The following is a 23,301-nucleotide window of genomic DNA, read 5'->3' as shown; positions in this document are numbered from 1 at the left end:
CCGTGTTCCAACCGGGAAAGGTGAATGGATAAGATCGAAGTTCGGGGCGCCCGCACCCACAATCTCAAGAATATCAACCTCATAATCCCTCGCGACAAACTCATCGTCGTGACCGGGCTTTCGGGGTCTGGCAAATCCTCACTGGCTTTCGACACTCTGTATGCCGAAGGACAGCGCCGTTACGTTGAATCACTCTCTGCGTATGCGCGCCAGTTCCTGTCATTGATGGAAAAACCGGATGTAGACCATATCGAGGGGCTTTCGCCTGCTATCTCTATTGAGCAGAAGTCCACCTCCCACAACCCGCGTTCAACGGTCGGTACCATTACCGAAATTCATGACTACCTGCGTCTGCTGTATGCCCGCGTAGGAGAGCCGCGCTGCCCGGATCACGACGTGCCGTTGGCGGCGCAGACCGTGAGCCAGATGGTGGATAACGTGCTGTCGCAGCCAGAAGGCAAACGCCTGATGCTGCTTGCCCCAATCATTAAAGAGCGTAAGGGCGAGCACACCAAAACGCTGGAAAACCTGGCAAGCCAGGGGTATATCCGCGCCCGTATCGACGGCGAGGTGTGTGACCTGTCCGATCCCCCGAAGCTGGAGCTGCAGAAAAAACACACCATCGAAGTGGTGATTGACCGCTTTAAAGTGCGTGACGATCTGGCGACCCGTCTGGCGGAATCCTTTGAAACCGCGCTGGAACTCTCTGGCGGTACGGCGGTGGTCTCCGATATGGACGACCCGAACGCGGAAGAACTGCTCTTCTCCGCCAACTTTGCCTGCCCGATTTGCGGCTACAGCATGCGTGAGCTGGAGCCACGTCTGTTCTCCTTTAACAACCCGGCGGGAGCCTGCCCGACGTGCGACGGCCTGGGCGTACAGCAGTATTTTGACCCGGACCGCGTGATCCAGAATCCTGAACTGTCGCTGGCTGGCGGTGCGATCCGTGGCTGGGATAAGCGTAATTTTTACTACTTCCAGATGCTTAAATCGCTGGCAGAGCACTATAAGTTCGACGTGGAAGCGCCGTGGGCCAGCCTGAGCCCGAACGTGCACAAAGTGATCCTGTTCGGTTCCGGTAAAGAGAACATCGAGTTCAAATACATGAACGATCGCGGCGATACCTCCGTGCGTCGCCACCCGTTCGAAGGGGTGCTGCACAACATGGAGCGCCGCTACAAAGAGACCGAATCCAGCGCGGTGCGCGAGGAGCTGGCGAAGTTCATCAGCAACCGCTCCTGCGCCACCTGTGAGGGCACGCGTCTGCGTCGCGAAGCGCGCCACGTGTTTGTCGAAAACACGGCGTTGCCGACCATCTCAGACATGAGCATCGGTCACGCAATGGACTTCTTCAACAACCTGAAGCTCTCCGGCCAGCGTGCGAAGATTGCCGAAAAAGTGCTGAAAGAGATCGGCGACCGTCTGAAATTCCTGGTGAACGTCGGCCTGAACTACCTGACGCTTTCCCGCTCCGCAGAGACGCTGTCCGGCGGTGAAGCCCAGCGTATCCGTCTGGCCAGCCAGATTGGCGCGGGCCTGGTGGGCGTCATGTATGTCCTGGACGAGCCGTCCATCGGCCTGCACCAGCGCGACAACGAGCGTCTGCTCGGAACGCTTATTCATCTGCGTAACCTCGGCAACACGGTGATTGTGGTCGAGCACGACGAAGATGCGATCCGTGCTGCCGACCATGTGATCGACATCGGCCCGGGCGCGGGCGTGCACGGCGGCCAGGTGGTCGCGGAAGGCACCCTGAAAGACATCATGGCGGTGCCAGAGTCGTTAACTGGTCAGTACATGAGCGGCAAGCGCAAAATTGAGGTGCCGAAACAGCGCGTGGCGGCGAACCCGGAAAAAGTGCTGAAGCTCACCGGCGCTCGCGGCAACAACCTGAAAGACGTGACGCTGACGCTGCCCGTCGGGCTGTTTACCTGTATCACTGGCGTATCCGGTTCCGGTAAGTCGACGCTGATCAACGATACGCTGTTCCCGATTGCGCAGACGGCGCTGAACGGCGCGACGCTGGCCGAACCTGCACCGTACCGCGACATTCAGGGGCTGGAGCATTTCGATAAAGTTATCGACATCGACCAAAGCCCGATTGGCCGTACGCCACGTTCCAACCCGGCGACCTATACCGGCGTCTTCACGCCCGTCCGTGAACTCTTCGCCGGTGTACCGGAAGCGCGTTCGCGCGGCTACACGCCAGGACGTTTCAGCTTTAACGTTCGCGGCGGCCGCTGTGAAGCCTGTCAGGGCGACGGCGTGATCAAGGTTGAGATGCACTTCCTGCCGGATATCTATGTGCCGTGCGACCAGTGCAAAGGCAAACGCTATAACCGTGAAACGCTGGAGATTAAGTACAAAGGCAAGACCATCCACGAAGTGCTGGACATGACCATCGAAGAGGCGCGCGAGTTCTTTGATGCCGTTCCTGCGCTGGCGCGTAAGCTGCAGACGCTGATGGACGTAGGCCTGACCTACATTCGTCTGGGGCAGTCAGCGACCACGCTCTCTGGAGGTGAAGCGCAGCGCGTGAAGCTGGCGCGTGAGTTGTCCAAACGCGGTACCGGGCAGACGCTGTACATTCTCGATGAGCCGACCACCGGTCTGCACTTTGCGGATATCCAGCAGTTGCTCGACGTTCTGCATCAGCTTCGCGATCAGGGCAACACTATTGTGGTCATTGAGCACAACCTGGACGTGATTAAAACCGCGGACTGGATTGTCGATCTCGGCCCGGAAGGCGGCAGCGGCGGCGGTGAAATCCTCGTCTCCGGTACGCCAGAGACCGTTGCAGAGTGCGAAGCCTCGCACACCGCGCGCTTCCTTAAACCGTTGTTGTAATTGTCACACGGAGAGTTGCTGTCGGGTCGCTTCCGGCAGCAGCTCAACCGCCTGCTGATAAGACGCGTCCACCAGGTAGTAAATCTGCGATCCCGGGAGTGAACCGTCGAGATAGACCGTACTCCAGTGCGCTTTGTTCAGATGTTTGCTCGGCCGGACATCGTCGTGCTGCTGACGTAATAGCTCCGCCAGCTCCGGGCTGGTTTTCAGCGACGCCGCCGGGCGGCCTTCCACCTCTTTCACCATCGCAAACAACACATCTCCCACTTTAATCTGCGTGGCTTTCCAGTCGCTGTGAACGCTCTGCTCCGCGCCTGGCTTACTCATGCAGTACTGCAGTAGCTCCGAAATTGTCATCTTTATTCCCCTTGTAGCGTTGCGATAATTTTACGCGAACCACCGTGAATGCGATGTTCTCCCAGCCAGATCCCTTGCCATGTTCCCAGCAGAAGCCGCCCGTTGTGTACCGGCAGCATTAGCGATACGCCCAGCAGAGAAGATTTGATATGCGAAGGCATGTCGTCCGCCCCCTCATAGTCATGCTCGTAGGAGGCGTTGTCCGGAACGGTTTTCAGAAAATGCCGCTCCATATCAGACCGGACGGTGGGATCGCAATTTTCATTAAGCGTGAGAGAGGCCGACGTGTGCTGAAGCAGCAGATGCAGCAAACCCGTTTTGACGCGCGACAGATCGCGGATCTGCCCGATAACTTCATCCGTCACCAGGTGAAATCCGCGAGGTTTAGCGCTTAAGGTCAGGGTTTGTTGGTACCACATGTGCTGCTCCGTTATGAAAGTGAATCTTTCTAAGTGTGCAGCAAGAAGACGAAAGGTAAAACCCGCAGCGACGAGATTTGATTAAAAAAGAGCCAAACTCGCCGCCAACGGTTTAATACTCTGAGTTCACAATGACCTCTTCGCCAAACTTCCCGGCCATTGGCAGCGGGCGATAGGTCGAGTTTGAGGCGCGTAACACCCTGATCCCTCTGGCTCCCACATCACGCGCGGCGCTGATATCGTTGTCTGAATCACCGTAGAAGACTTTGATATGTTTCTGCTCCAGCCACTGGGTTTTGGTGTTTTGTCCCGGTTTGTCACCCGCGAAAATCACCGGGTTCATGCTGGCCGCCGGGATCAGGAAATCATCCTGCAGGGTTTTAGAGACGGTTTCCGTTTTGGTCTGACTGCGTCCGGTAACGAAGTAAATGCTGTCGCCGCGTTTTACATGCATGGCGATAAGCGCGCGGGCCACCTCTTTCGGGATGCTGAATTCGTCCCAGCCGTTGTTCATCTTTTCCCAGAACTCAGGGTTTTTCAGATACGCTTCGCTGTCCGGTGAGTATGTTTTTTTACCGCGCCAGAACCCGGGGCTGGAGAAGAGGACGGTATCGTCAATATCAAAGCCCACGGCCATTGGCGGGCGGCCCATCAGGCTGTTTTCAATCTGGGCTACAGAGACCCAGTGAATGGGGGCTTGTTCAGCCAGAATAGCGGCGGTAGTGCCGGTGTAAAGCGGCGTCGGTGCGGAAGCGCGCGCGACGACCGTACTGTTAAGCGAGAACAATAAGCAGGCGGCGCTGAGCGCCAGTGTGATCTTGCGCATATTTTCCCCTGAATATTCAGTTTGTTATCGTTTTAATTTGAGCGACTGGTCAAAAATCTATCCGACCATAACCCCAGCGGGAGATGAAGGGAAGGAGTTTTTGCTTATGAGGTTGGATAAAAAGAAGAAGATCACAGAATGCCGGGCAACCTGTTTGTGCGGCCTGATGCCCTCATCCCGGCCCTCTCCAACGAGGAGAGGGAGGGTGAGTAAGTACTTACATTACTGCAGCAAATGCCTGCGCCACGCGATGAACGTTGCTGGCATTCAGACCCGCCACGCACATACGTCCGCTGGCAATCAGGTAGACGCCGAACTCTTCGCGCAGACGTTCAACCTGTGCGGCGCTCAGCCCGGTGTAGCTAAACATCCCGCGCTGTTTAAGCAGATAGTCGAAGTTATGCCCCGGTACGGCCTCTTTCAGCACGTTAACCAACTCCTGACGCATCGACAGAATACGCTTACGCATGGATTCCACTTCTGCAAGCCAGCTGGCTTTTAGCTGTTCGTCTCCCAGCACGGTCGCCACCACTTGCGCGCCAAAGTTTGGCGGGCTGGAGTAGATGCGGCGCACGGTCGCCTTCAGTTGCCCCAGTACGCGACCTGCCGCTTCGGCGTCTTCGCACACCACAGAGAGGCCACCCACGCGCTCGCCGTACAGGGAGAAGATTTTTGAAAACGAGTTGCTGACCAGAACAGGCAGACCAGCGCTGGCCACGGCACGGATGGCATAGGCATCTTCTTCCATCCCTGCGCCAAAGCCCTGATAGGCGATGTCGAGGAAGGGGATCAGGTTGCGCGCTTTCAGCACCTCAGTCACCGCATCCCACTGGGTGTTGGTGAGATCTGCCCCGGTCGGGTTGTGGCAGCACGGGTGCAGCAGCACTATGCTGCGCTCTGGCAGGGTATTTAGTTTTTCCAGCAACGCGTCAACGCGCACGCCGTTGGTTTCACTGTCGAACCATGGATAGGTCGCCACCTTAAAGCCGGCACCCTCAAAAATCGCCACGTGGTTTTCCCAGGTGGGATCGCTGACCCATACCCCTGAATCCGGGAAGTATTTTTTCAGGAAGTCCGCACCCACTTTAAGCGCGCCTGAACCGCCCAGGGTCTGGATGGTTGCCACACGTTTTTGTGCGAGCACCGCGTGATCGGCACCAAACAGCAGCGGCGCGATGGCGTTACGGTAAGTATTGAGCCCTTCCATCGGCAGATAAAGAGAAGCACCGTGCGGGGCGGCGTTAAGACGCGCTTCCGCTTCAGCAACGGCTTTCAACTGAGGGATAATGCCGTCCTCGTTGTAATACAGACCAATGCTGAGATTCACTTTGTCGCTGCGAGGATCTTCTTTGAAACGCTCCATTAAGGAGAGAATGGGGTCGCCGGCGTAGGCGTCAACTTTCTGAAACACGCGATGGTTCTCCGGAATTCGATGAGGCAGGGAATTCAACAATAAACCGGATATGACAGAAGATCGAGCGTTTAACCTGTTCCATGCCGGGTCAGGCAACGCTGCCCCCCGGCGTTCACAGCAGTTTAATCGATGTACTTCATCGCCACCCTTGATGTCAGGCGCGTTATAAGTTCGTAAGCACTCACTTTCGTGATTTCCGCGATGCGTTCGACGGGCAAACCGTCACCCCACATCACCACATCGTCGCCCGCTTTATCCTGGGCATCGGGGCCGAGATCTACGCAAATCATGTCCATCGCCACGCGACCGACAATCTTCACTTCGCGGCCATTGACCAGAACCGGCGTACCGGACGGCGCAGCACGTGGATAACCGTCGCCATACCCCATCGCCACCACACCCAGCCGGGTGTCACGCGCGCTGGTCCAGGTGCCGCCGTAACCCACCGGTTCCCCCGCCTTGTGCTCACGCACCGCAATCAGCTTAGACACCAGGGACATCACCGGCTGGAAGCCAAAGTCCGGCCCCCAGGGTCTGTTCTCCAGCGGCGATACGCCGTAAAGAATAATCCCCGGACGCGCCCAGTCGAAGTGCGACTGCGGCCACAGCAGAATGCCACCGGAGGCCGCGATAGAGCGCATCCCCGGCTTGCCTTCGCAGAAGGTGTTAAAGATGTCGAGTTGTTGTTCAGTAGCGCCGCAGTCAGGCTCATCAGCCCGGGCAAAATGGCTGACAATATTTACCGGCTGGCGGACATTTTTGCACTGGCACAGACGCTGATAAAACGCCTGCGCGTGTTCCGGACGTACACCCAGACGGTGCATGCCCGTGTCGAGCTTCATCCAGACGGTGACTGGCTCGCTCAGCTCAGCGGTTTCGAGGGCGGAAAGCTGTTCTTCGTTGTGTACCGCCGTGTGCAGATGCTGGTCTGCAATGGTCGGCAGGTCTGCAGCCTCAAAAAAGCCTTCGAGCAGCAAAATCGGTTGGGTGATCCCCCCCGCGCGCAGGCGGAGGGCTTCTTCAAGACGGGCAACGCCAAAGGCGTCGGCATCGGGGAGCGTTCGCGCGGTCTCAAGAAGACCGTGTCCGTAAGCGTTCGCTTTCACGACTGCAACAAGTTTACTGGCAGGAGCCAGTTCACGCAGACGTTGCAGGTTGTGTCGCAGAGCGCGGCGGTTAATCACAACAGTTGCCGCTTGCATTTGATTTCCTTAGAAATTACTCATCATCATATTGAGGACCGGCATAGTTGTCGAAACGCGACCACTGTCCGTTAAAGGTCAGACGTACCGTACCGATAGGGCCGTTACGTTGTTTACCGATAATAATTTCGGCGATCCCTTTCAGGTCGCTGTTCTCGTGATAAACCTCATCACGGTAGATGAACATGATTAAGTCGGCATCCTGCTCGATGGAGCCGGATTCACGCAGGTCGGAGTTGACCGGGCGTTTGTCGGCACGTTGTTCCAGGGAGCGGTTAAGCTGCGAGAGCGCCACGACCGGCACATGCAGCTCTTTGGCTAATGCCTTGAGCGAGCGGGAAATTTCCGCAATCTCCAGCGTACGGTTATCGGAGAGCGACGGCACGCGCATCAGCTGAAGGTAGTCGATCATGATAAGGCCAATACCGCCATGCTCGCGGGCGATACGGCGCGCACGGGAGCGCACTTCTGTCGGCGTCAGGCCGGAGGAGTCATCGATATAGATGTTACGTTTTTCCAGCAAGATCCCCATGGTGCCGGAGATACGCGCCCAGTCCTCATCGTCGAGCTGACCGGTACGGATACGGGTCTGATCCACACGAGAAAGCGACGCCAGAGAACGCATCATGATCTGCTCTGATGGCATCTCCAGACTGAAGATTAAGACCGGCTTATCCTGCAACATCGCCGCGTTTTCGACGAGGTTCATCGCAAAGGTGGTTTTACCCATCGACGGACGCGCGGCGACGATAATCAAATCCGACGGCTGCAGGCCTGCGGTTTTCTTATTAAGATCGTCATAGCCGGTGTTAACTCCGGTTACGCCATCGTGCGGCTGCTGGAAGAGCTGTTCAATACGGGCGACGGTGGCATCGAGCACATCGGCGATGTTTTTCGGGCCTTCGTCTTTATTGGCGCGACTTTCAGCGATTTTAAAGACGCGGGATTCCGCGAGATCGAGCAGGTCTTCGCTGGTGCGACCCTGCGGATCAAAGCCCGCTTCGGCGATTTCATTCGCGACCGAGATCATCTCTCGAACAACGGCACGTTCGCGAACGATGTCCGCATAAGCGCTAATGTTCGCTGCACTTGGCGTGTTTTTCGACAGTTCTGCTAAATAAGCAAAACCGCCAACGCTGTCCAGTTGCCCCTGCCGCTCCAGCGATTCCGCGAGCGTAATCAGGTCAATCGGGCTACCGGACTCCTGCAGGCGCGCCATTTCGGTGAAGATGTGGCGGTGCGGGCGGGTGTAGAAATCGTCGGACACGACGCGCTCGGCGACGTCGTCCCAGCGCTCGTTATCCAGCATTAAACCGCCCAACACCGACTGTTCCGCTTCAATCGAGTGCGGCGGGACTTTTAACCCGGCGACCTGAAAATCACGCTCACGAGGTTCAGTCTGTTTGTTGAAGGGTTTGTTTCCTGCCATAGTGAATGGAGTTACCGAGATAAAGAGTGGGTCGAAAGATTACCACATTCTGGAGGAAGCATGGCAACACGTATTGAATTTCACAAGCATGGTGGCCCTGACGTACTCAACGCGGTGGAGTTTACCCCCGCCGCGCCTGGCGAAAATGAAGTGCAGGTTGAAAATAAAGCCATCGGCATTAACTACATCGACACCTATATTCGCGGCGGTCTTTATCCACCGCCGTCACTGCCGAGCGGTCTGGGTACCGAAGCGGCGGGCGTGGTCAGCAAAGTGGGCAGCGCCGTTAAGCATGTTAAAGAAGGCGATCGCGTGGTGTATGCGCAATCGGCGCTGGGCGCTTACAGCTCCGTACACAACGTTCCGGCTGACAAAGTTGCCCTCCTGCCCAATGCCATTTCGTTTGAACAGGCCGCGGCCTCCTTCCTGAAAGGGCTGACGGTCTATTATCTGCTGCGCAAAACCTATGAAATCAAACCCGACGAGCAGTTCCTGTTCCATGCGGCTGCGGGCGGCGTAGGACTCATCGCCTGCCAGTGGGCCAAAGCGTTAGGCGCAAAACTGATCGGCACCGTTGGGAGCACGCAAAAAGCCCAGCGCGCGCTGCAGGCCGGCGCCTGGCAAGTGATTAACTACCGGGAAGAGAGCATCGTTGAACGCTTAAAAGAGGTAACCGGCGGCAAGAAAGTGCGCGTGGTATATGACTCAGTAGGGAAAGATACCTGGGAAGCGTCTCTGGACTGCCTGCAGCGCCGCGGTCTGATGGTGAGCTTCGGTAACGCGTCAGGCGCGGTGACCGGTGTGAATCTGGGTATTCTGAATCAGAAAGGCTCGCTGTATGTCACTCGTCCATCCCTGCAGGGCTACATCACCAATCGCGAAGAGTTGCTCGAAGCCAGTAACGAACTGTTCTCGCTGATTGCCAGCGGGGTCATCAAAGTGGATGTGGCAGATGCGCAGAAGTACGCGCTAAGCGATGCGCAACGTGCGCATGAGGTGCTGGAGAGCCGGTCAACGCAGGGGTCAAGTCTGTTAATTCCCTGATCCCATAAAAGAAATTGGGCTTCCCTGAGGAAGCCCTTTCTTTTTTTAGTTCGGCTGTATGTAGGGTACAGCTCGATGAATTCTTTAGCGGCAGCCATAGTGACAGATTCGATAAGTAAATCCTATTCCGTTCTAAGCAATGCCGCCGGAAAAGTTGCAGGTATGTGACGAACCCCTCAATACCTTAGTAACGAAAGCGGTTATTACGCTGATAAGTGGGCAGTTTTGGTGATTTAATCGCCCGTATAACCCACACCACCGCAACGGCCAGCAGCAGCCACGGCAGAAGTTTGATCGTCAGGGCAAATAATCCGCCAATAAACATGACCACTGTTGCCACCACAAGCGCTGCCAGAATGCCGAGCAGCGACACGCCGGTGGCTAACAGCATGACAAAAAAGCCAATCACAAAAAGCAGTTCCAGCATGGTTCTCTCCCACGAGTTCCCGAATGATATCGCAACCATTACAAGATCCATGCCAACACTAACGTGTTGTTATAAAAGCAAAACGCCCCGCAAGGCTGTGCGGGGCGTGGTGAATTTGACGAATTTTTAGCGAGATTTATCGTTTATCTGCAACCAGGCGTAGCGCCTGTTCCAGCACTTCGATATCCGCGCCAGCTTTATGCGCGTTCTCGCTCAGATAGCGACGCCACTGGCGTGCGCCCGGGATCCCCTGGAACAGGCCAAGCATATGACGCGTGATATGGCCAAGGTAAGTGCCGTTACTCAGCTCACGTTCAATGTACGGATACATGGCCCGCACCACGGCAACCGGGTCAGTGTCTGCGCCTTCAACGCCGAAGATCTCGCGATCGACCGTCGTCAGAATACCCGGATTCTGATATGCCTCGCGACCGACCATCACGCCATCCATATGCGCCAGATGTGTTTTGGCCTCGTCGAGCGACTTGATACCACCGTTGATCGACATGGTCAGGTGCGGGAAGTCCCGCTTCAGTTGATACACACGCGGGTAGTCCAGCGGCGGAATTTCGCGGTTCTCTTTCGGGCTAAGGCCAGAGAGCCAGGCTTTACGCGCATGGATGATAAACATCTCGCACTCGCCCTTTCCGGCAACCGTATTGATGAAATCACACAAGAATTCGTAGCTGTCCTGGTCATCAATACCGATACGGGTCTTCACCGTCACCGGAATGGAGACCACATCACGCATCGCCTTGATGCAGTCCGCTACCAGCTGTGCGTTCCCCATCAGACAGGCGCCGAACATGCCGTTTTGCACGCGATCGGACGGACAGCCAACGTTAAGGTTAATTTCGTCGTAGCCACGTTCTTCTGCCAGCTTCGCACAGTGCGCCAGCGCAGCCGGATCGCTGCCCCCCAGCTGCAGGGCAACCGGATGCTCTTCTTCGCTGTACGCCAGATAGTCGCCCTTACCGTGAATAATTGCACCGGTGGTGACCATTTCGGTGTACAGCAGCGTATGGCGGGAGAGCTGGCGCAGGAAATAGCGGCAGTGTCTGTCCGTCCAGTCGAGCATAGGCGCAATGGAGAAACGGTGTGCGGGAAAGGCAGTCTGGTGTTCTGACGACATGGCGAAGTTTTAAGCATCTGGTGGAAAAGGGGCGCTACTATAGCATAAAGAAAAGCCGGAGGCGCAACGCCTCCGGTGCCCTTTAGAACGTCATACTCAACTGCGCCCCTGCGCCCCAGGTTTCATCTTCACCGTAGAGCCCCATCAGGTCGACGTGGACCGTGTTAAACGGTGCAAAACCGACACCACCGGTAAAGACGTTACTGTCATTCCCTTTCATATCGGCACGATAACCCGCCCGCACGGCCAGCCAGCTCAGCGGCGTCACTTCCGCACCCACGCCAACATACTGCGAGGTATCTTCGCTTTTAAAGCCTTTGGTTTCTGTCAGATCGCCATCGGCGGTCAGGGTCACCAGATCGTTGTGCCAGGCGGCACCGGCCGTCACCAGCGGACGGATTTGGTAGGTGTCTTTATAGCTCACCACTTCCCCCGTGCGCCCGTTGCGGATGCGAATGTCCTTGGTGTCGATATCGCGCGACATCAGGTTTTGCCCGCTCACCCCGACCGTCCAGTGCTCGCCGAAATCGGCCGCGATACCGGCATCCACGTTAAAGCCGGTATCGTCTTTCCGGTAGCGGCTGTCGTTCCACTTGTTACTGTCGTAATCGTAAATAGAGGTGGTGTAGTTGTAGATCCAGGTTTTCTGCAGTTTTGGCGTGACACCAAGGGAAACCGGGACGCCACCCAGATCGAACTGACGGGCAATGGCAACACCATAATCGGAGACAATTGCCGCCCGGCCAGACGCCGTAGAGTTAAGGTTTTTCGTGATTTGATCGGTACCGTTTAGCGCCGCATCCAGTGCCACGCCCGCCGCCACCGCATCGCTGTTTTGGATACTGCGCAGGTAATCAATATCTTGCTGATCGATAGAAGAGCTGACGCGCCCGTGGGCATAGCCTTTCGCCATAAAGGCCACGGAGAGCACATCGTTAGGGATACTCACCGCAATCCCCGCGCCTGCCGTAGCGCGTGCGGTTTTGCCTTTGAGATAGTCCAGTTCATCGGCAAGATCTTTTGCCGCTCCCTGGAACTGATTGATTGAGCCCAGCGGGTTGGTAATCACTTCGATGGGGGTCAGGCTATCAACCACATCCTTATAGTGATTGATTTTATCGTTGATGGTATCAATCTCATCCTGAAGATTGTCTTCATCCGTCACCTGCACGCCGACGGACGGTAAAATAACCGTCACATCATCGTCCGGTTTCGCCTTTGCCAACAACGCAGGGTTGATTAACGCCCCGCTGCCATAGCTGCCCGAAGCGACGCCCGTGCCACCCATTGCGTCGCTACGTGATTCTGTCCAGGTATTGGCTGCTCCCGCCTGATTTGCCATAAACAGGGAGACAGCGATGCTAACCACCGAAAATTTTAAATGTTTTTTCACAGTATGCTCGTCTTATTGTCGTTAATAACATCACCCTGTTTGTTATCACCCAAACAGGAACGAACTATTGCTGTGAATAAGTACAAAAAGACCCGCTATTTCCTTAAGTAAAACTCCGGACAGGCCTGTTGTTATTTGTGACGGCCCTCAATATTTATAGAAGAGGAAATTATTTTTTCCCAGGTTTTCCATCGTGCGGCCCAAAGAACTGAGGGGGATGATCAACCCAGCGATCTTCACGCGTGGCGGCATACTCCGGATTAAGCGGATAGTAGATTCGGTTGTGCTTCTTGTTAGCCTCGCCAACAACCAGTAATCGCACCTCTTCTTCGGTGTTATTAATAAAGGTATGGCAGACGCCGGTGCCAGCAGGAAACCCTACGCTGTCGCCGGGTTCTAGCTTCCACAAATAGCCGTTAATCCAGGCTTCCGGATACCCTTCCAGCACATAGATGAACTCTTCTTCGTCGCTTTCCGCGTGGGGATAGGAGGTTCGACGCCCGGGCGGCAAACGCTCGTGGTGAATACCGATTCGCCTGAGCCCCAGGTGACGAGCCAACGGTGCACCGATGGAGAAAAGCTCGTTGCTGTCGGGATAGGTTGAATTATCTGGCTCTTCCACGTCTCGCCAGTGCCGAATACAGTCAGGTTTTTTCATCATTAATTTCCCGGTTTGCGATGGGTCAGGTATAGCACAGCCTGGCGGATCTCGGCGTTTTTACCAGAACATGGTAAAGTGAGGGTTTTCCAGCCTATAACATCCGAGGTGCTAAATGGATAAGTCCACAAAAGAGCTGTTAGCGCAGGCAGAGAAGCTGTGCGCGCAACGCAATGTGCGCCTGACTCCGCAGCGCCTTGAAGTCTTGCGTCTGATGACCCTGCAGCAGGGCGCCATCAGCGCATACGACCTGCTCGACCTGCTGCGCGAAAGCGAGCCACAGGCTAAACCGCCTACGGTCTATCGTGCGCTAGATTTTCTGCTGGAACAAGGGTTTGTACATAAGGTCGAATCCACAAACAGTTATGTGTTGTGTCATCTTTTTGACCAGCCAACCCATACGTCGGCCATGTTTATCTGCGACCGTTGTGGCGTGGTGAAAGAAGAAGGGGCGGAAGGCGTAGAAGATATTATGCATACGCTGGCGGCCAGAATGGGCTTTGCCTTGCGCCATAACGTCATTGAAGCACACGGATTATGCTCTGCGTGTGTAGAAGTGGAGGCCTGTCGGCATCAGGACGCGTGCCACCATGACCACTCTATCCTCGTAAAGAAAAAGCCGCGTTAACAGCCAAAACAAAGGCGGCCTATGGCCGCCCTCAGGGAGTACTTCCTTGTACTGTCGGGTATCACACGGTTACCAACGGTAGTCGTTGCGTTTTTCCCAGTCGCCGACCTCTTTTTCCGCCTGGTCTTTCTCGTAACCGTAGCGTTCCTGAATTTTACCGACAAGCTGATCGCGTTTACCTTCGATGACCGTCATATCGTCATCCGTCAGCTTACCCCACTGTTCTTTCGCTTTACCTTTGAACTGCTTCCAGTTGCCGCCGATTTCGTCTTTATTCATCATCGTGTCCTCTTAGTTAAGCGTCGGGTCGTAACGTCCGTTACGTTCTTTTCTGCTGGACGTGATAATAATTGTAGTTAAGGATTCGGCGGTTGATTTCATATTCGGAATCTTTAACCGTCACGATATATCGTTGCGGGAAGGAAGCCAGGTATTGTTTTGCCAGTGCCGGTGCCAGATAAAGCCCAGTGACAGGCCCCGCAACGCGAGAAAGACCGCCAGGGAGAGCCATAAACCATGGTTACCCAGCCACGGGAGCGTGAGCAGCGTCAGGGCAAAACCAGCCGCCGCCACCGCCATACTGTTACGCATCTCCGCTCCTCGCGTCGCGCCAATAAACATACCGTCCAGCAGATAGCACCAGACCCCCACCACCGGCAAAATGACCTGCCAGATGAGGTAATGGCTTGCCAGCTCGCGCAGTGCAGGAAGGGAGGTGAGTAACGCAATAATCTGTTCGCCAAAACAGGCGTAAATCAGCGCGAACGCCAGCGCCACCAGCCCCGACTGCCGACAGGCCGCCCGCCAGACATCCCGCAGCTGACCACTTTCACGTGCGCCGTATGCCTGGCCGGAATGCGCTTCCACAGCATAGGCAAAGCCATCCAGTGCATAGGCGGTAAAGGTCAGCAGCGTCATCAGAACGGCATTCACCGCGACGATATCTGGCCCAAGCCGGGCGCCAAAGACCGTCAGTGCGCCGAAACAGAGCTGCAGCAGCAATGAGCGCAGCATAATGTCGCGATTAAGCGCCAGCAGGGTGCGGATATTGCCTCGCCATGCACTCTTGAGCAGTGTAACGGAGATCCCGCGCATGACCAGCACCCGCCAGACCATCCACAGACCAAGGATAAACGTCCCGTATTCGGCAATCGCCGTCGCCAGTGCCGCACCCTGCACGTTCATGTGCAGGCCCATCACCAGCCAGAGATCGAGCACGATGTTGAGGAGGTTGCCTACCACTAACAGGATTACGGGCGCGCGGGCATACTGCACGCCGAGTAACCACCCCAACAAAACCAGATTGGCCAGCGACGCGGGCGCGCTGAGCCAGCGAATTTCCAGGAAGCGTCGTGCCTGCTCCAGTACCGCCTCGCTGCCGCCAACGATATGCAGCGCCAGATCAATCAGTGGGGTACGTAATATAGCGATTAACGCGCCTGCCCCAAGCGCCAGAATTAATGGCTGAACCAGCGCACGCGCCAGACGCAAAGGATCTTTAGCACCGTACGCCTGCGCCGTAAGCCCGGTGGTACTCATGCGCAAAAAGAGCAGGAGCATAAAAAGGAAGCTGGTCGCCGTCGCGCCAATCGCCACGCCGCCCAGATAGATGGGTGAATCAAGGTGACCAATAACTGCCGTATCCACCAGCCCCAGCAGAGGAACGGTGATATTGGAAAAAATCATCGGCAGTGCAAGACGCCACAATGCCTTATCGGATGCCGTAAGCAGTGACATGAAAAAATACCGGGAGTGGATAAGGAATCAGGCCACGGCAGATCCGTAGCCTGTCAGGATGAGATTACAGCCATTCTCCGTTGCGAATGACCCCTACCGCCAGCCCCTCGATAGAGAAGTTTTGTTCGCGGAGGTCTACCACAATGGGGGAAAACTCGTTGTTTTCCGGCAGCAGCTGAACCGTATTACCTTGCTTTTTCAGGCGCTTAACGGTGACTTCATCATCGATGCGTGCCACCACAACCTGGCCGTTACGCACGTCTTGCGTTTTATGCACCGCAAGCAGATCGCCGTCAAGAATACCGATGTCTTTCATGGACATACCGCTTACGCGCAGCAGGAAATCCGCGCTCGGCTTGAACATGCCCGGATCAACCTGGTAGTGGCCTTCAATATGCTGTTGCGCCAGCAGAGGTTCACCTGCCGCGACGCGCCCCACCAGCGGAATACCCGTCTCTTCTTCCACCAGCAGGCGGATACCGCGTGAAGCACCCGATACAATCTCAATTACGCCTTTACGCGCCAGCGCTTTCAGGTGTTCCTCGGCAGCGTTCGGAGAACGGAAGCCCAGACGCTGCGCGATTTCCGCACGCGTGGGTGGCATACCCGTCTGGCCGATATGATCCCGAATGAGATCAAACACCTCTTGCTGCCTGGTCGTTAACGCTTTCATTCCGCCCCCTGGGTGTATATACAGTTATGCTGTGAGTATATACAGTCAAAGGCGATTTTGGAACCAAAAACTGCACAAAAAACCAGGGACTTAATTATTCCTCGAGGCTCATCGGAAATGTGACCAAAGCAGCGTGACCCAGGTGATGACCGCAGTGATAATCGCCAGCAATACGGCAGCAGAGCCCATGTCTTTTGCCCGGCCAGAAAGTTCGTGGAAATCAGAGCCAATACGGTCCACAACGGCCTCAATAGCGCTATTAATAATTTCCACTATCATCACCAACAGCACGGAGCCGATCAGAAGCACGCGGGTAATGGCATCAACATCAAGGAAACAGGCGATAATCATCGCGACAATCGCGGCGACACCCTCCTGGCGAAACGCGGCTTCGTTGACCCAAGCGGCGCGAAAACCTTTCCAGGAATAGCCAGCAGCTTTAATGATACGGGTTAACCCAGTGGTATTATTGGCCATTAAAAGAACCTTTTATTTGAAATAGCGTCAATAACAGGAGGCGCAACGTGTTGCGCTGTAGCCTGAAGTATGACGGGTAACAACAGTAATTTCGCGCGCTTTCTGTTATCCTTGCGCCGCAATTGCATTATTAACCAGAGGCTTTACATCGTTTATGTCTGGCTGGCCACGAATTTACTACAAATTACTTAATTTACCATTAAGCGTCCTGGTAAAAAGTAAGTCTATCCCAGCAGAACCCGCGCTGGAATTGGGGCTCGATACGTCGCGCCCTATTATGTATGTTTTGCCTTACAACTCGAAGGCAGACTTGCTGACGCTTCGCGCCCAGTGTCTGGCGCATGATTTACCTGACCCGCTTGAACCGTTAGAAGTCGACGGTACGCTGTTGCCGCGATACGTGTTCATTCACGGTGGGCCACGCGTGTTTACCTATTACACGCCCAAAGAAGAGTCCATTAAGCTGTTCCACGACTATCTCGACCTGCATCGCAGCAATCCCGATCTGGATGTGCAAATGGTGCCGGTGTCGGTGATGTTTGGTCGTCGTCCGGGCCGCGAAAAAGGGGAAGAGAACCCACCGTTACGCATGCTTAATGGCATCCAGAAATTCTTCGCCGTCTCCTGGCTGGGGCGCGACAGCTTTGTGCGCTTCTCCCCTTCCGTCTCGCTACGCCGGATGGCCGACGAGCACGGCACCGATAAGATCATCGCGCAAAAACTGGCGCGCGTGGCGCGCATGCATTTCGCTCGTCAGCGTCTGGCCGCCGTTGGCCCTCGCCTTCCGGCGCGTCAGGATCTCTTCAACAAGCTGCTGGCTTCCAAAGCGATCGCTCGTGCTGTTGAAGACGAAGCGCGCAGTAAAAAGATTTCTCATGAAAAAGCACAGCAGAACGCCATTGCGCTGATGGAAGAGATTGCCGCGAACTTCTCCTATGAGATGATCCGTCTTTCTGACCGCATCCTGGGCTTTACATGGAACCGCCTCTATCAGGGCATTAACGTCCATAATGCCGAGCGCGTTCGCCAACTGGCGCATGACGGCCATGAAATTGTTTATGTGCCCTGTCACCGCAGCCACATGGACTACTTGCTCCTCTCGTATGTGCTCTATCACCAGGGGCTGGTGCCACCGCACATCGCGGCCGGTATCAACCTGAACTTCTGGCCAGCAGGCCCGATTTTCCGCCGCCTGGGGGCGTTCTTCATTCGTCGTACCTTTAAGGGCAACAAGCTCTACTCCACCGTATTCCGTGAATATCTGGGCGAGCTGTTCAGCCGCGGTTATTCCGTTGAGTACTTCGTGGAGGGGGGACGTTCACGAACCGGCCGTCTGCTGGATCCGAAAACCGGCACGCTGTCGATGACCATCCAGGCGATGCTGCGCGGCGGCACTCGTCCCATCACGCTGGTGCCCATTTACATTGGCTATGAGCACGTCATGGAAGTGGGGACTTACGCCAAAGAGCTGCGCGGGGCGACCAAAGAGAAAGAGAGCCTGCCGCAGATGCTGCGCGGGCTGAGCAAGCTACGTAATCTTGGTCAGGGCTATGTAAACTTCGGCGAGCCGATGCCGTTGATGACGTATCTGAACAACCATGTTCCCGATTGGCGCGAGTCTATCGATCCTATCGAAGCGGTGCGTCCAGCCTGGCTGACGCCAACGGTTAACGGTATCGCGACTGAGCTGATGGTGCGTATTAACAACGCCGGTGCCGCAAACGCCATGAACCTCTGCTGTACGGCGCTGCTGGCATCACGTCAACGCTCGCTGACCCGTGAACAGCTTACGGAGCAGTTGGATTGCTATCTTGACCTGATGCGCAACGTTCCCTACTCGGTGGATTCAACGACGCCTGCCAGCACGGCGAGCGAGCTGATCGACCATGCGCTGCAGATGAACAAGTTTGAAGTCGAGAAAGATACGATTGGCGACATCATCATTCTCCCGCGCGAACAGGCGGTGCTGATGACCTACTATCGTAACAATATCGCGCATATGCTGATGCTGCCGTCGCTGATGGCGGCGATCATTACTCAGCATCGCCGTATTTCTCGTCAGGAGCTGCTGCGTCATGTAAAGACGCTCTATCCGATGCTGAAAGCAGAGCTGTTCCTGCGCTGGAGCAAGGATGAGCTGGCGATTGAGCTAGATAAAATGACCGAGGAGCTGCGTCGTCAGGGGCTGATTACCGTTGTTAACGACGAGCTGCATATCAATCCGTCACGCTCCCGTACGCTGCAACTGCTGGCGGCGGGTGCGCGTGAAACGCTGCAGCGCTACGCTATCACCTTCTGGCTGCTGAGCGCGAACCCCTCCATTAACCGCGGTACGCTGGAGAAAGAGAGCCGGACGCTGGCACAGCGCCTTTCCGTTCTGCACGGCATCAACGCCCCGGAATTCTTCGACAAAGCGGTCTTCAGTTCACTGGTACTGACGTTGCGTGATGAAGGGTTCATTAGCGACACGGGCGATGCCGAGCCGGAAGAGACGCTGAAGGTGTATCAGATGCTGGCAGAGCTGATTACCTCCGACGTGCGTTTGACGATTGAGAGTGCGACGCAGGGCGAGTGATGTGAAAAAGCCGGGTGGCGGCTTCGCCTTACCCGGCTCACAATCTGACGCTTCATATCATGCAGGCCCGGTAAGCTTCAGCGTCACCGGGCTTTTTTTCAGCCAAAATAGCTCATCGCCAGCCCCAGGAACAGCACCAGGCCCACGTAGTTATTATTCATAAACGCTTTAAAACAGGCGTCACGCTCACGCTTTGCGATCAGCTTTTGTTGATAAGCAAACAGCAGCCCCGCCACCAGTACTGACCAGTAAAACTCCCAGTTGAGCCCGTTCAGGCGACCAATCGCCACCATCAGCGCCAGCACCGCAACCTGCAGGATACCGATAATCAGCTTATCGTGACGACCAAACAGAATGGCGGTCGATTTAATGCCAATTTTCAGATCGTCATCGCGGTCGACCATCGCATATTGCGTGTCATAAGCCACGGCCCAGAGAATGTTCGCCAGGAACATCAGCCAGCAGCTCAGCGGTACCGACTCGCTGACCGCCGCAAACGCCATTGGGATCGACCAGCCAAACGCCGCGCCGAGCACCACCTGCGGCAGATGGGTATAGCGTTTCATAAACGGGTAGACCCATGCCAGCGCGAGGGCCGCAACGGAAAGCAGGATGGTCATGGTGTTGAGGGTTAACACCAGCAGGAAGGAGAGCAGCACCAGCACGATGAACAGCACACGGGCCTCTTTCTCTGTGACCTGCCCGCTGGGTAACGGACGATTGGCTGTCCGTTTCACATGTCCGTCGAATTTACGATCGGCGTAGTCATTGACCACACAGCCCGCCGCACGCATCAGCCAGACACCGGCCACAAACACGCCCAGGATCCACAGCGGTGGAACGCCCGGCGTCGCCACCCATAGCGCCCATAATGTCGGCCACAACAGCAGTAGCGCGCCGATGGGTTTATCGGTACGCATTAAGCGGTGATAGGCCAGCAGCTTGTTCTGCGTCAGGCTCCACTCCATTTTTTTCTTCCTCTCAGTACAACGGCGATGCCGGTAAAAAAAGCTCCGTCAGTATTAACGGTTTACCGCTCAGGCGAAGACGGGAACGACGTCCCCACAGTTCGGCATCGCGTCCAATTTCAATAAAATCACGGGTAAGTTCAGACGAGGTAAAAAGATACCGCCCGAGCGGGGTATTTCCCAGCCGTTGCAGTGCCAGCTCTGGCCCGGAAAGGGTGGATTCAGGCACCACGGTTCGCCCGGCGAGCCACGGCTCACCATCCGCGCAGAGCAGAATTTCACGCAACCAGTAGCGTTCTTCTTTTGGTAACAGCGGCAGCTCACTGGCAATGTCAGCGGAGGTGACAAACCCTTCCTGAATCATCGTCACCGTAACCGTCTTGCCCTGTTGCTCAAAACGTTTAGTCATGGAATCTTCCAGCAGCAACCAGTCAAGCTGCTGCGGGTCAAGCGCAGGTATTTGGTCGAAATAGCGCAGCGAACGCAGTTGCGTTAGCGCAGGGTGTGACATGCCGGACTCTCCGATACATAACGTAATGGCATTGTATCGCAGAAAAGCGCATTGAGGGGGGCCAAACGTTATTTAGCGATCACTATCGCAACAATGGTGCAACAGCGCGAGCGGCACGAAAAAAAGTGCGCCCACTCAGGCGCACTAAACTACTAACAAATCAGCACTGTGGGGAAACGGTTACCCCTTGCCTTTTACACTGCTGATAAAGGTGGAACGGGCAGTGGTTGAACCTAAACGTTCGGCTTCATCAAGCAGTTTCAGCGCTTTATCGACATCGCCGCGCTTCACCGCCTGCTTAATGGCGTTGTTGAAGTATTCTTCGGTGTCGTTCAGTACCGGCTCAGCTTTCTTCGCCGGAGCTGGGGCTGCGGTCGCGGCTGCCGTAGCCGCTGGCGCGGTATAAACAGGTGCAGCGGTATTCCCCACAGTCACCGGACCTGGACCAGACGAGCCAAACAGTGGGCCAACGAGTACGCTGGAAGCGCTGTTGGTGGAAACTTTCAGTTTGACCAGGCCATCAGTGGTATGGCGGGCAAGCGGATCCGGAATATCCGGGACAGAGTTACCGGTGCCTTTGGCATAAGCTTTCGCCGGGTCAACCAGCTTTGTTGTCTGCTGCAAATCTTTCTCTGTTGTGAATACCAGCACGTAAATCTTTTGCTGACCCAGAGCAGGCGTCAGGCGCATAACGCCTTCCAGGCGGTCCGCACTCATTACGCCCGGTTCCTGATAGCTAAAATAGTCGCTCGGGAAGAACGCCGATGGCGTCATGTTTTGATCTAGGATCAGGACGTTTGGCGCAAACACACTGGTCTGTTTGTTTACTTCGCTGGTCAGCGTCAGGGTCAATTCACCAATGTTCGCCGGTACGCTATAAGCCGCAACGGGGCCAGAAATTCCCGGCACGTTCAGTTGTTGGCCACCCATAGAGAGCTGAGTCGACTGCGTTTTGGATTGATCAACCGGCGTCCATGTCAGTTGCTGGAGTGCCGCTGCCGGGATAGCGGGCGCAGCACTGGTATTTTGTGGCACGAAATTCACGTCTGCAAAGGAGACGGCCGGAACACAGGCTAACAGCCCCGCAGAGAGGCACAGCGCGACGAGACTTTTCTTCATTTTCATTGTTATTACCTCTGATAGCGTGAGCACTGCGGTGGCCAGGCAATAGCGCGCAGCACCCTAAGGAGAGAGGGGCTTGCGCCCCTCTTTTCAGGTCATTACGTCAGGTCTAACGAATTACCACCAGATTTCCATCTGGGCGCCGAAGGTCCACTCATCGTTGTCGCCACGGCTGAAGGTTTTCGCAGAGGTGTCACTGTAAGCCACACCGGAGGTGTAGCCAGTGTCGCTGTTGTTTGCGTAACCCCATTTCTCATCCCACTTCGCGTAGGTTGCGAAGACACGGATAGCCGGACGGGACCAGATGCTGTCGCCTGCCTGCCATTGTTGTGCCAGGGTGATTTTGTACTGGCTGTTCTTCTCGTCAGTTCTCTGAGATTTGACGTTGTCGTAGCCCACTTCAAGCAGGGTGCTCATGATTGGCGTCCATTTGAACATCGGACGAACACCCACAGTCCACCACTCGGTACCGTTGTTGTTGTCACGATCGATGTTCTGGTACATACCGACGTACATCAGGTCCCAACGGTCTGCCAGGGTGATTGCACCGTGGTCCAGCACACGCCACATGGAGCCATCGTTATCAACGCTACCGCCCTGTGGAATACCTTTGCCGTTAGAGGTCATGGAATCCGTACCGTACTGCAGTACGAACTTGTTGAAGCCCTTCATCATGCTCTGGGTGTGTTCAGCAGTGAACAACCAGCCATCTTTAGAAGCGCCAGGCTGCAGGTAGTAGTCATCAGGAATGTTGGTGTGACCATAGTCAACGCCCAGCTCCAGCGTACCGCCCGGGTTGGTTTCCAGACCGGCTAAACGCACGTCGAAGACGTCGTTAGGTACAACGTTGTCATAAACACGGTCGCCGTTGGCATCACGATCGGCGAAGGTTGCAGAACCGCCTGATTCAGAAGAGCGGGTAGCTGCCAGAGAGAGTTTACCAAAGCCCAGATCGATGTTTTCAATACCGGCACCAGGACCTGAGATGTCCCAGTAGTAGAAGTCGATCATGTGGACGTCATGACGCTGATAGAAGCGCTTACCGGCCCAGATGGTGGAGCCTGGCAGCCACTCAATCAGGTTTTTACCCTGCACGTTAGCTTCACGGAAGGCCGGGCTGGTGGATTCCCAGTCGTTCTGCTGAGAAACGGAATACGCTACGTTAGTGTCGAAATAGAAGCTCTTGTCGCCCTCTTTCCACACTTCCTGGCCCAGTTTCAGCTCAGCGTACGTCTCACATTCGTTACCGAGACGGTATTTACTTTGAGCACCGGTTGCCTGGAAACATTGTTGTTCACCGCCACTCCCGGTCCAGCCAATGCCGGAACGAGCATAACCTTTAAAGTCTACAGCGCCTGCCTGGGCAGACATAATGCCTGCCGCAATGGCGAGTGCCAGAGGGACTTTGCGCAGAGTAATCATCATTCTATCTCCTGAGATCATTGCTTTTCTTTGAACACTT

The 23,301-nt window shown here is 55.6% G+C and carries 22 protein-coding genes and 1 pseudogene; 4 read left to right on the top strand and 19 right to left on the bottom strand.

Annotated elements, in window-relative coordinates; translation table 11 throughout:
- Nucleotides 1-24: 24 nt before the first annotated feature.
- Nucleotides 25-2,847: an excinuclease ABC subunit UvrA gene (gene uvrA, locus ACQG19_RS01545; protein WP_013095069.1), complete on the top strand. Its 2,823-nt coding sequence runs from the start codon at nucleotides 25-27 to the stop codon at nucleotides 2,845-2,847.
- A gap of 3 nt (nucleotides 2,848-2,850) precedes the next feature.
- Here the strand turns inward: uvrA and ACQG19_RS01540 are convergent, their stop codons facing one another.
- From ACQG19_RS01540 to dnaB, 6 genes are all read right to left on the bottom strand, one after another.
- Nucleotides 2,851-3,204, bottom strand: a complete 354-nt coding sequence (locus tag ACQG19_RS01540) for an MmcQ/YjbR family DNA-binding protein (protein ID WP_013095068.1) — start codon at nucleotides 3,202-3,204, stop codon at nucleotides 2,851-2,853.
- Between the two features lie 2 nt (nucleotides 3,205-3,206).
- Nucleotides 3,207-3,623 (bottom strand): secondary thiamine-phosphate synthase enzyme YjbQ, encoded by a 417-nt coding sequence (locus ACQG19_RS01535; protein ID WP_013095067.1) that lies wholly within the window; start codon nucleotides 3,621-3,623, stop codon nucleotides 3,207-3,209.
- Nucleotides 3,624-3,735: 112 nt separating this feature from the next.
- Complete coding sequence (aphA, locus tag ACQG19_RS01530; protein WP_013095066.1) at nucleotides 3,736-4,449, bottom strand: acid phosphatase AphA; 714 nt, start codon at nucleotides 4,447-4,449, stop codon at nucleotides 3,736-3,738.
- Nucleotides 4,450-4,666: 217 nt separating this feature from the next.
- Entirely contained in the window at nucleotides 4,667-5,860 is a 1,194-nt protein-coding gene (gene tyrB / locus ACQG19_RS01525) for an aromatic amino acid transaminase (protein WP_222169151.1), read from the bottom strand.
- 125 nt (nucleotides 5,861-5,985) lie between these two features.
- Nucleotides 5,986-7,065, bottom strand: a complete 1,080-nt coding sequence (alr, locus tag ACQG19_RS01520; protein ID WP_013095064.1) for an alanine racemase — start codon at nucleotides 7,063-7,065, stop codon at nucleotides 5,986-5,988.
- Nucleotides 7,066-7,081: 16 nt separating this feature from the next.
- On the bottom strand, nucleotides 7,082-8,494 hold the full coding sequence (dnaB, locus tag ACQG19_RS01515) for a replicative DNA helicase (RefSeq protein WP_013095063.1): 1,413 nt from the start codon (nucleotides 8,492-8,494) through the stop codon (nucleotides 7,082-7,084).
- A 60-nt stretch (nucleotides 8,495-8,554) separates the two neighbouring features.
- On the opposite strand from dnaB, the gene ACQG19_RS01510 reads away from it, so the two are divergent.
- Nucleotides 8,555-9,538, top strand: coding sequence for a quinone oxidoreductase (locus ACQG19_RS01510; protein ID WP_095453734.1), 984 nt, complete (start codon nucleotides 8,555-8,557; stop codon nucleotides 9,536-9,538).
- A 184-nt stretch (nucleotides 9,539-9,722) separates the two neighbouring features.
- Here the strand turns inward: ACQG19_RS01510 and pspG are convergent, their stop codons facing one another.
- The 4 genes from pspG to ACQG19_RS01490 form a co-directional block, all read right to left on the bottom strand.
- The gene (pspG, locus tag ACQG19_RS01505) at nucleotides 9,723-9,965 is read right to left on the bottom strand and encodes an envelope stress response protein PspG (protein WP_013095061.1); all 243 of its coding nucleotides are present in this window, start codon (nucleotides 9,963-9,965) and stop codon (nucleotides 9,723-9,725) included.
- A 136-nt stretch (nucleotides 9,966-10,101) separates the two neighbouring features.
- Entirely contained in the window at nucleotides 10,102-11,097 is a 996-nt protein-coding gene (gene dusA, locus ACQG19_RS01500; protein WP_013095060.1) for a tRNA dihydrouridine(20/20a) synthase DusA, read from the bottom strand.
- 82 nt (nucleotides 11,098-11,179) lie between these two features.
- The gene (traF, locus tag ACQG19_RS01495; RefSeq protein ID WP_201747483.1) at nucleotides 11,180-12,439 is read right to left on the bottom strand and encodes a conjugal transfer protein TraF; all 1,260 of its coding nucleotides are present in this window, start codon (nucleotides 12,437-12,439) and stop codon (nucleotides 11,180-11,182) included.
- Nucleotides 12,440-12,659: 220 nt separating this feature from the next.
- The gene (locus tag ACQG19_RS01490) at nucleotides 12,660-13,148 is read right to left on the bottom strand and encodes a cupin domain-containing protein (RefSeq protein ID WP_023620296.1); all 489 of its coding nucleotides are present in this window, start codon (nucleotides 13,146-13,148) and stop codon (nucleotides 12,660-12,662) included.
- A 115-nt stretch (nucleotides 13,149-13,263) separates the two neighbouring features.
- On the opposite strand from ACQG19_RS01490, the gene zur reads away from it, so the two are divergent.
- On the top strand, nucleotides 13,264-13,776 hold the full coding sequence (gene zur / locus ACQG19_RS01485; protein WP_013095057.1) for a zinc uptake transcriptional repressor Zur: 513 nt from the start codon (nucleotides 13,264-13,266) through the stop codon (nucleotides 13,774-13,776).
- Nucleotides 13,777-13,845: 69 nt separating this feature from the next.
- Here the strand turns inward: zur and ACQG19_RS01480 are convergent, their stop codons facing one another.
- The 5 genes and pseudogenes from ACQG19_RS01480 to ACQG19_RS01460 form a co-directional block, all read right to left on the bottom strand.
- Nucleotides 13,846-14,055, bottom strand: a complete 210-nt coding sequence (locus tag ACQG19_RS01480; protein WP_020686626.1) for a CsbD family protein — start codon at nucleotides 14,053-14,055, stop codon at nucleotides 13,846-13,848.
- A gap of 49 nt (nucleotides 14,056-14,104) precedes the next feature.
- Nucleotides 14,105-14,179: pseudogene (locus ACQG19_RS01475) on the bottom strand (hypothetical protein); the annotation flags it as partial.
- Nucleotides 14,176-15,513, bottom strand: coding sequence for an MATE family efflux transporter DinF (gene dinF / locus ACQG19_RS01470; RefSeq protein ID WP_062729307.1), 1,338 nt, complete (start codon nucleotides 15,511-15,513; stop codon nucleotides 14,176-14,178). The pseudogene ACQG19_RS01475 and the gene dinF, both read right to left, overlap by 4 nt.
- Before the next feature lie 64 nt (nucleotides 15,514-15,577).
- The gene (gene lexA, locus ACQG19_RS01465) at nucleotides 15,578-16,186 is read right to left on the bottom strand and encodes a transcriptional repressor LexA (RefSeq protein WP_013095053.1); all 609 of its coding nucleotides are present in this window, start codon (nucleotides 16,184-16,186) and stop codon (nucleotides 15,578-15,580) included.
- 108 nt (nucleotides 16,187-16,294) lie between these two features.
- On the bottom strand, nucleotides 16,295-16,663 hold the full coding sequence (locus ACQG19_RS01460) for a diacylglycerol kinase (RefSeq protein ID WP_246932726.1): 369 nt from the start codon (nucleotides 16,661-16,663) through the stop codon (nucleotides 16,295-16,297).
- 154 nt (nucleotides 16,664-16,817) lie between these two features.
- Here ACQG19_RS01460 and plsB point away from each other — a divergent pair, with 154 nt between their 5' ends.
- Nucleotides 16,818-19,238 carry a glycerol-3-phosphate 1-O-acyltransferase PlsB gene (gene plsB, locus ACQG19_RS01455; RefSeq protein ID WP_426725817.1) on the top strand — a complete coding sequence of 807 codons (2,421 nt, stop codon included), beginning with the start codon at nucleotides 16,818-16,820 and terminating at the stop codon, nucleotides 19,236-19,238.
- A 98-nt stretch (nucleotides 19,239-19,336) separates the two neighbouring features.
- Here the strand turns inward: plsB and ubiA are convergent, their stop codons facing one another.
- From ubiA to ACQG19_RS01435, 4 genes are all read right to left on the bottom strand, one after another.
- Complete coding sequence (gene ubiA / locus ACQG19_RS01450; protein WP_013095050.1) at nucleotides 19,337-20,206, bottom strand: 4-hydroxybenzoate octaprenyltransferase; 870 nt, start codon at nucleotides 20,204-20,206, stop codon at nucleotides 19,337-19,339.
- Nucleotides 20,207-20,219: 13 nt separating this feature from the next.
- The gene (gene ubiC / locus ACQG19_RS01445) at nucleotides 20,220-20,717 is read right to left on the bottom strand and encodes a chorismate lyase (RefSeq protein WP_013095049.1); all 498 of its coding nucleotides are present in this window, start codon (nucleotides 20,715-20,717) and stop codon (nucleotides 20,220-20,222) included.
- A 180-nt stretch (nucleotides 20,718-20,897) separates the two neighbouring features.
- The gene (malM, locus tag ACQG19_RS01440) at nucleotides 20,898-21,842 is read right to left on the bottom strand and encodes a maltose operon protein MalM (RefSeq protein WP_023622494.1); all 945 of its coding nucleotides are present in this window, start codon (nucleotides 21,840-21,842) and stop codon (nucleotides 20,898-20,900) included.
- 114 nt (nucleotides 21,843-21,956) lie between these two features.
- Entirely contained in the window at nucleotides 21,957-23,264 is a 1,308-nt protein-coding gene (locus ACQG19_RS01435) for a maltoporin (RefSeq protein WP_013095047.1), read from the bottom strand.
- Between the last annotated feature and the right edge of the window lie 37 nt (nucleotides 23,265-23,301).

Source organism: Enterobacter cloacae complex sp. 277I4, from assembly GCF_050031465.1.
Lineage (GTDB): Bacteria > Pseudomonadota > Gammaproteobacteria > Enterobacterales > Enterobacteriaceae > Enterobacter > Enterobacter cloacae.
The sequence above is the reverse complement of the archived record's forward strand: the minus strand, read 5'-3'. Positions and strand labels throughout refer to the sequence as shown.

Excerpts from the sequence above, each read along its gene's own strand:
- uvrA (WP_013095069.1), top strand. The coding sequence starts at position 25 with ATGGATAAGATCGAAGTTCGGGGCGCCCGCACCCACAATCTCAAGAAT.
- ACQG19_RS01540 (WP_013095068.1), bottom strand. The coding sequence starts at position 3,204 with ATGACAATTTCGGAGCTACTGCAGTACTGCATGAGTAAGCCAGGCGCG.
- ACQG19_RS01535 (WP_013095067.1), bottom strand. The coding sequence starts at position 3,623 with ATGTGGTACCAACAAACCCTGACCTTAAGCGCTAAACCTCGCGGATTT.
- aphA (WP_013095066.1), bottom strand. The coding sequence starts at position 4,449 with ATGCGCAAGATCACACTGGCGCTCAGCGCCGCCTGCTTATTGTTCTCG.
- alr (WP_013095064.1), bottom strand. The coding sequence starts at position 7,065 with ATGCAAGCGGCAACTGTTGTGATTAACCGCCGCGCTCTGCGACACAAC.
- dnaB (WP_013095063.1), bottom strand. The coding sequence starts at position 8,494 with ATGGCAGGAAACAAACCCTTCAACAAACAGACTGAACCTCGTGAGCGT.
- ACQG19_RS01510 (WP_095453734.1), top strand. The coding sequence starts at position 8,555 with ATGGCAACACGTATTGAATTTCACAAGCATGGTGGCCCTGACGTACTC.
- pspG (WP_013095061.1), bottom strand. The coding sequence starts at position 9,965 with ATGCTGGAACTGCTTTTTGTGATTGGCTTTTTTGTCATGCTGTTAGCC.
- dusA (WP_013095060.1), bottom strand. The coding sequence starts at position 11,097 with ATGTCGTCAGAACACCAGACTGCCTTTCCCGCACACCGTTTCTCCATT.
- traF (WP_201747483.1), bottom strand. The coding sequence starts at position 12,439 with ATGGCAAATCAGGCGGGAGCAGCCAATACCTGGACAGAATCACGTAGC.
- ACQG19_RS01490 (WP_023620296.1), bottom strand. The coding sequence starts at position 13,148 with ATGAAAAAACCTGACTGTATTCGGCACTGGCGAGACGTGGAAGAGCCA.
- zur (WP_013095057.1), top strand. The coding sequence starts at position 13,264 with ATGGATAAGTCCACAAAAGAGCTGTTAGCGCAGGCAGAGAAGCTGTGC.
- ACQG19_RS01480 (WP_020686626.1), bottom strand. The coding sequence starts at position 14,055 with ATGAATAAAGACGAAATCGGCGGCAACTGGAAGCAGTTCAAAGGTAAA.
- dinF (WP_062729307.1), bottom strand. The coding sequence starts at position 15,513 with ATGTCACTGCTTACGGCATCCGATAAGGCATTGTGGCGTCTTGCACTG.
- lexA (WP_013095053.1), bottom strand. The coding sequence starts at position 16,186 with ATGAAAGCGTTAACGACCAGGCAGCAAGAGGTGTTTGATCTCATTCGG.
- ACQG19_RS01460 (WP_246932726.1), bottom strand. The coding sequence starts at position 16,663 with ATGGCCAATAATACCACTGGGTTAACCCGTATCATTAAAGCTGCTGGC.
- plsB (WP_426725817.1), top strand. The coding sequence starts at position 16,818 with ATGTCTGGCTGGCCACGAATTTACTACAAATTACTTAATTTACCATTA.
- ubiA (WP_013095050.1), bottom strand. The coding sequence starts at position 20,206 with ATGGAGTGGAGCCTGACGCAGAACAAGCTGCTGGCCTATCACCGCTTA.
- ubiC (WP_013095049.1), bottom strand. The coding sequence starts at position 20,717 with ATGTCACACCCTGCGCTAACGCAACTGCGTTCGCTGCGCTATTTCGAC.
- malM (WP_023622494.1), bottom strand. The coding sequence starts at position 21,842 with ATGAAAATGAAGAAAAGTCTCGTCGCGCTGTGCCTCTCTGCGGGGCTG.
- ACQG19_RS01435 (WP_013095047.1), bottom strand. The coding sequence starts at position 23,264 with ATGATGATTACTCTGCGCAAAGTCCCTCTGGCACTCGCCATTGCGGCA.